The sequence below is a fragment of the Bradyrhizobium sp. IAR9 genome (assembly GCF_013408065.1).
GTDB lineage: Bacteria > Pseudomonadota > Alphaproteobacteria > Rhizobiales > Xanthobacteraceae > Bradyrhizobium.
The window spans coordinates 21050-27299 of sequence record NZ_JACBZW010000027.1 but is presented as its reverse complement, the minus strand read 5'-3'; the positions used below and the strand labels follow the sequence as shown (position 1 = coordinate 27299).

The 6250-nt window shown below is 64.1% G+C and carries 5 protein-coding genes; 2 read left to right on the top strand and 3 right to left on the bottom strand.

Annotated elements, in window-relative coordinates; translation table 11 throughout:
• Nucleotides 1-204: 204 nt before the first annotated feature.
• Nucleotides 205-1278 carry a tartrate dehydrogenase gene (locus tag GGD67_RS38820; RefSeq protein ID WP_018315611.1) on the bottom strand — a complete coding sequence of 358 codons (1074 nt, stop codon included), beginning with the start codon at nucleotides 1276-1278 and terminating at the stop codon, nucleotides 205-207.
• A 154-nt stretch (nucleotides 1279-1432) separates the two neighbouring features.
• On the opposite strand from GGD67_RS38820, the gene GGD67_RS38815 reads away from it, so the two are divergent.
• Both GGD67_RS38815 and GGD67_RS38810 read left to right on the top strand, forming a co-directional pair.
• A complete protein-coding gene (locus GGD67_RS38815) occupies nucleotides 1433-2209 on the top strand; it encodes an SDR family oxidoreductase (protein ID WP_038972756.1) in 777 nt (258 codons plus the stop codon).
• Between the two features lie 122 nt (nucleotides 2210-2331).
• A complete protein-coding gene (locus GGD67_RS38810) occupies nucleotides 2332-3750 on the top strand; it encodes an amidase (protein ID WP_179740264.1) in 1419 nt (472 codons plus the stop codon).
• A 187-nt stretch (nucleotides 3751-3937) separates the two neighbouring features.
• Here GGD67_RS38810 and GGD67_RS38805 read toward each other — a convergent pair whose 3' ends face one another.
• A complete protein-coding gene (locus GGD67_RS38805; protein WP_179740262.1) occupies nucleotides 3938-5044 on the bottom strand; it encodes an amino acid ABC transporter permease in 1107 nt (368 codons plus the stop codon).
• 2 nt (nucleotides 5045-5046) lie between these two features.
• The gene (locus tag GGD67_RS38800) at nucleotides 5047-6234 is read right to left on the bottom strand and encodes an amino acid ABC transporter permease (protein ID WP_179740260.1); all 1188 of its coding nucleotides are present in this window, start codon (nucleotides 6232-6234) and stop codon (nucleotides 5047-5049) included.
• Nucleotides 6235-6250 lie beyond the last annotated feature (16 nt).

The following is a 6250-nucleotide window of genomic DNA, read 5'->3' as shown; positions in this document are numbered from 1 at the left end:
TCCCCCAAGGCTTTGCCCTAGGGAATCACAACTGGCGAATTACGCAACAGGCCCCTTGTGGGAGAAGGTGGCGCGAAGCGCCGGATGAGGGGTTCGTGCCGCGAAAAATTTTTGAGAGGTTTAACTCCGCGGAGAGATACCCCTCACCCGTCTCGCCGCTACGCGGCGAGCCACCCTCTCCCACAAGGGAGAGGGTAAAGAGCCTCAATCCACCATATCCGCGACAGCCTTGCCGCAGGCCGTGGTGTCGGCGTTGCCGCCGAGGTCCTTGGTGCGGAGCGTCCGCTCGGCCAGCGTGCGCTCGATCGCCTCGACGATCGATTGGCCGGCTTCCTTCTCGCCGAGATGCTCGAGCATCATGGCGCCCGACCAGATCGCGCCGATCGGGTTGGCGACGCCTTGGCCGGCGATATCAGGCGCCGAGCCGTGCACCGGCTCGAACACCGAGGGGAAATCGCCCTCGGGGTTGATATTTCCTGACGGCGCGATGCCGATCGTCCCGGTGCAGGCCGGGCCGAGGTCGGAAAGGATGTCGCCGAACAAATTGGAGCCGACCACGACGTCGAACCAATCCGGATGCAGCACGAAGTTCGCGGTGAGAATATCGATGTGGTACTTGTCCCACTTCACGCCCGGAAACTTCTTCGCCATCGCTTCAACGCGCTCGTCCCAATAGGGCATGGTGATGGAGATGCCGTTGGACTTGGTCGCCGAGGTCAAATGCTTCTTCGGCCGCGACTGCGCGAGCTCGAAGGCGAACTTCAGGATGCGGTCGACGCCGGTGCGGGTCATCACCGTCTGCTGGGTGACGAACTCGCGGTCGGTGTCGGGGAACATGCGGCCACCGACGGAGGAATATTCACCCTCGGTGTTCTCGCGCACCACCCAGAAATCGATATCGCCGGGCTTGCGGCCCGCTAGCGGCGACGGCACGCCGGGCATCAGCCGCACCGGGCGCAAATTCACGTACTGGTCGAACTCCCTGCGGAACTTGATCAGCGAGCCCCATAGCGAGACGTGGTCCGGGATCTTGGCCGGCCAGCCGACCGCGCCGAAATAGATCGCATCGTGCTTGCCGATCTTCTCCTTCCAGTCGTCAGGCATCATCTGGCCGTGCTTCTCGTAATAGTCCCAGGACGAGAAGTCGAAATGGTCGAATTGCAGGGAGACCCCATGCTTCTTCGCCGCGGCCTCCAGGACGCGCAGGCCCTCGGGCATCACTTCCTTGCCGATGCCGTCGCCGGGAATGACCGCGATCCGGTATTGTTTCTTGCTCATCGAGAACGTCCTTGGTTGGTCCGGCAGTCGCCGCCTTTTGACCGCATTGCAATGGACCAAACGCAGCGGCAGTGCAACGCTGCACTGCAATGTTGACCATGGCGCGGCCAAGCGCCTACTGATTTCATCCTGTTCCTATCCTGCGAGTACCCTCATGGATCTGCATCTGCGCGGCAAGCGCGTCCTGATCACCGGCGCGTCCAAGGGCATTGGCGCCGCCGCCGCCGAAGCGTTTGCCGAGGAAGGCGCGCACCTCCTGCTCGCCGCCCGCAACGGCGACCAGCTCAAGGCGCTGGCCGAGCGCCTGCGTTCCGCCCACCAGATCGATGCCGCAACGAGCATCGTCGATCTTCGCAAGGCCGAGGATCTGGCGCGGCTTGCGAAGGAAGCCGCCGACATCGACGTGCTCGTCAACAATGCGGGCGACATCCCCGGCGGCTCGATCGACAAGATCGACGAGGCGACCTGGCGTCACGCCTGGGAATTGAAGGTGTTCGGCTATATCAACCTGACGCGGCAGATCTACGCGCAGATGAAGGCGAAGGGCGGCGGCGTGATCGTCAACGATATCGGCGCAGCCGGCGAAAAGTTTGACGCCAATTACATCTGCGGCAGCGCCGGCAATGCCGCGTTGATGGCCTTCACCCGCGCGCTCGGCGGAAAAAGTCTCGCCGACAACATCCGCGTGGTCGGCATCAATCCCGGCCCCGTCGGCACCGATCGCCACGTCACCCTGCTCAAGACGCGGGCCAAGCACCAGTTCGGCGACGAGAACCGCTACAAGGAATTCCAGAAGAGCCTGCCGCTCGGCCGTCCCGCGCATGCGCGCGAGATCGGCGATCTCATGGCGTTCCTGGCATCGGACCGCGCCGGCTATACGTCGGGCGTGATCTACACGGTGGACGGCGGCATCAGCGCTGGCTGGGGCTAACTCTATCCGCATCATTGCGAGCGAAGCGAAGCAATCCAGATTGTTGCCGCGGAGGGACTCTGGACTGCTTCGTCGCTTCGCTCCTCGCAATGACGAACACAATAAGCACAGGAGTAAAGTAATTGTCTCAAGACCTGATCCGTGAAACCGCCTGCGCCGTCGTCGACAAGCTGCGGTCCGGCGATGTATCGCCGCTCGAGCTGCTGGATGTTGCGGAGAAGCGCATCAGTGAGGTCGACGGCAAGGTCAATGCACTGCCGACCCTGTGTTTCGATCGGGCGCGGGACAACGCCAAGGCCTTGATGCGGAAACCCGCCGGCGCGCGGGGGCTGCTCGCGGGCCTGCCGGTGCCGATCAAGGATCTGACCGACGTTGCGGGCGTGTTGAACACGCAGGGCTCGCCGATCTTCAAGGACAATATCCCCGCCAAGTCCGACCTCATGGTCGAGAATCTCGAGGCCAACGGCGCGGTGGTCTACGCCAAATCCAACACGCCTGAATTCGGCGCTGGCGCCAACACCTTCAACGAGGTGTTCGGCGCGACCCTCAACCCCTGGGATACTTCAAAATCCGCGGCGGGCTCTTCCGGCGGCGCGGCCGTGGCGCTCGCCACGGGCATGGCCTGGCTGGCGCAGGGCTCCGACATGGGCGGCAGCTTGCGCAGCCCCGCGGCTTTCTGCGGCGTCGTCGGCATGCGCCCGAGCATCGGCCGCGTCGCACATACCCCCAAATCCGGCATCGATCGCAATCTCGGCGTGGTCGGCCCGATGGCGCGCAGCGTCGAGGATCTCGCGCTGCTGCTGGATGCGATGAGCGGCGATTATGCGGACGATCCGCTGTCGCTGCCGGCGCCCACGACCTCGTTCCTGTCGGCGGCTCAGTCCGGCAAGAAGCCGAAGCGCATCGCCTATTCGCCCGATCTCGGCATCACGCCTGTCGATCCCGAGGTGAAGGCGATCACGCGCAAGGCGGCGGAACGCTTTGCCGAGGCTGGCGCCATCGTCGAGGAGGCGCATCCGGACTGGCGCGAGGCGCATGAATGCTTCCACGTTCTGCGCGCCTTCGATTTCGCGATCACCAAGGCCAATCTGCTGCGCACCAAGCGCGACCTGCTCAAGCCCGAGGTGATCTGGAACATCGAGGAAGGCCTCAAGCTGACGGTCGAGCAGCTCGAACGCGCCGAGGCCCAGCGCGTCGGCATGACGGCGCGCGCGGTCGAGTTCTTCAAGACCTACGATTTGCTGCTGACGCCGACCACGATCGTGCCGCCCTTCCCGATCGAACACCGCTATGTCGCCGAATGCGCCGGCAAAAGGTTCGACAATTACGTCGAGTGGCTCGGCATCGTCTACGCCATCACGCTCGCCTGCTGCCCCTCGCTGTCGCTGCCATGCGGTTTCACGGCGTCGGGCCTGCCGGTCGGGGTGCAGGTGGTCGGTGCACCAAGGGGCGATGCGCAGGTGCTCGCGGGCGCGAAGGTGCTGGAGGATATTCTGGGTCTGCGCGGCACCACGCCGATCGATCCGAAGGTGAGGAAGTAATTCCACTCTACACCGCGCGCTCCGTAACACCCTCTCCCCTTGTTGTGGGAGAGGGTGGCTCGCCGCATAGCGGCGAGACGGGTGAGGGGTATCTCTCCACAAGGGACTCCCTCGCCGTCTGAATTCGACGATAGAACCCCTCATCCGGCGCTTCGCGCCACCTTCTCCCACAAGGGGAGAAGGAAGATCACCTCCCGCCCGTCGCTTCCAGGCTACGGCTGTACCGCGACATCGCGAAGCAGAACACAAAGTAGATTGCAGCGACGAAGATATAGACCTCGACCGAAAACTGTTGCCACGCAGGATCGATGATCGCCGTCTTCGCCGTCGTGAGCAGATCGAAAATGCCGATGATCAGGACGAGGCTGGTGTCCTTGAAGAATGCGATGAAGGTGTTGACCAGCGGCGGGATGACATGGCGGATCGCCTGCGGCAGGATGATCAGCCGGTTCTTGCGCCAGTAGGACAGCCCGAGCGCGTCCGCCGCTTCATATTGTCCGCGCGGCACGGCCTGAAGGCCGCCGCGGATGACCTCGGCGAGATAGGCGCCCGCGAACAGGATGATCGCGATCTGCGCGCGGAGCAGCTTGTCGATGTTGAATCCGCTGGGCATGAACAGCGGAAACATCACGCTCGCCATGAACAACAGGCTCACCAGCGGCACGCCGCGGATCAGCTCGACATAGAGCACGCTGAGCGAGCGGATCGCCGGCAGCTTCGAGCGCCGGCCGAGCGCGACGAGAATGCCGAGCGGAAACCCGAACGCGAGGCCGAACGTCGCCAGGATCAGCGTCACCGGCAGGCCGCCCCAGCGATCCTGCGACACGAAGGAGAGCCCGAATACTCCGCCCCACATCAGCACGCTGATCAAAGCGAGCGCGCCGATCCAGAGGAAGACGAGCTCGCGCCGCCATAAGGCCCGGCGGGTCGAGAGGTAATAGAGCGCGATGAACAGCACGACCGACAGCGCCGGCCGCCACTGCTCGTCGAACGGATAGGTGCCGAACAGGATGAAGCGGTACTTCTCCGGGATGATGGCCCAGCAGGCGCCGACGCCGCGCACAGCGCGGCAGGCGCTGGAATCGTTCGCGGGCGTCAGCCACACGGCATTGGCAATGCCCCATTGGACGAAGCTGAAGACGCCCTTGGCCAGCACCGCCAGCAGCACCACCGAGAGGATGCCGTTCGGGATCGACGAGAACAGATTCTTGCGCAGCCAGCGCAACACCGGATTTCCCATCTGCGGACGGCGGGCGGCGCGCGGCACTTCCGGCATGTCGGTGATCGCCGTCATGCTCAGCGCTCCACCAGCGCAATGCGCGCATTGTACCAGTTCATGAAGAAGCTGATGGAAAGGCTGATGGTCAGGAACACCGCCATGATCAGCGCGATCGCCTCGATCGCCTGCCCGGTCTGGTTCAACGTGGTGTTGGCGATCGAGACCACGTCCTGGTAGCCGATCGCGACCGCGAGCGAGGAATTCTTGGTCAAATTGAGATACTGGCTCGTCATCGGCGGCACGATGACGCGTAGCGCCTGCGGCAGGATGATCTGCCGCAGCATGAAGCTGCGGCGCAGGCCAAGCGCGTTGGCGGCGTCCCACTGTCCGCGCGGCACCGACTGGATGCCGCTGCGCACGATCTCGGCAATGAAGGCCGAAGTGTAGGTGACGAGCGCGATCAGCAGCGCGAAATATTCCGGCGCGAGCGTCAGCCCGCCGACGAAGTTGAAGCCGCGCAGCTCGGGCCATTCGATCTTCCAGGACACGCGAAGCAGTACGGACACCAGCACGGGCAATGCGAGGATGAAGCTCACCGCAAAGGGCCATACCGGCCGCGGTTTGCCGTCGCGCATCTGCTGCACGATCAGCCATCGCCGGATGAGATAGACCACGGCAAGGCCGAACACCGCCGTGCCGAGCACCCAAAGCTGCGGCGGGCCAAGCGGAATGGCCGGCAGGATCAAGCCGCGATTGGACAGGAACACGCCCTCGACCGGCCGCCATGCCGCGCGCGCGGCCGGCAGCGCCTGCATCAGCACATACCAGAACAGGAGTTGAAGCAGCAGCGGGATGTCGCGGAGCGTTTCGACATAGACGGCGGCAAGTCGTGACAGCAGCCAGTTGGCCGACAGTCGCGAGATGCCGATCAGGGTGCCCAGGATAGTCGCGAGCACGATGCCGATCACGGCGACGCGCAAGGTGTTGCCGATGCCGACGACGAAGGCCCAGAGATACGTGTCTCTCGGATTATAGGCGAGCAAGCTGTCGGCGATGGGCATGCCGGCCTCGCGTCCGAGGAAGGCAAAACCGGTCGTGATGCGGCGCGCCGAAAGGTTGGTGACAGTGTTGGACCAGAGAAAGCCGATGACCGCGAGCGCGATCCCGACCACCAGCACCTGCCAGAACAGGCCCTGCAGCTCGCGGCGTCCCCATGCGCCAAACAGGCGGCGGCGCGGTGGCGGTCTCGGCGTGTCCGATGTCACGGCACAAAAATCCTTC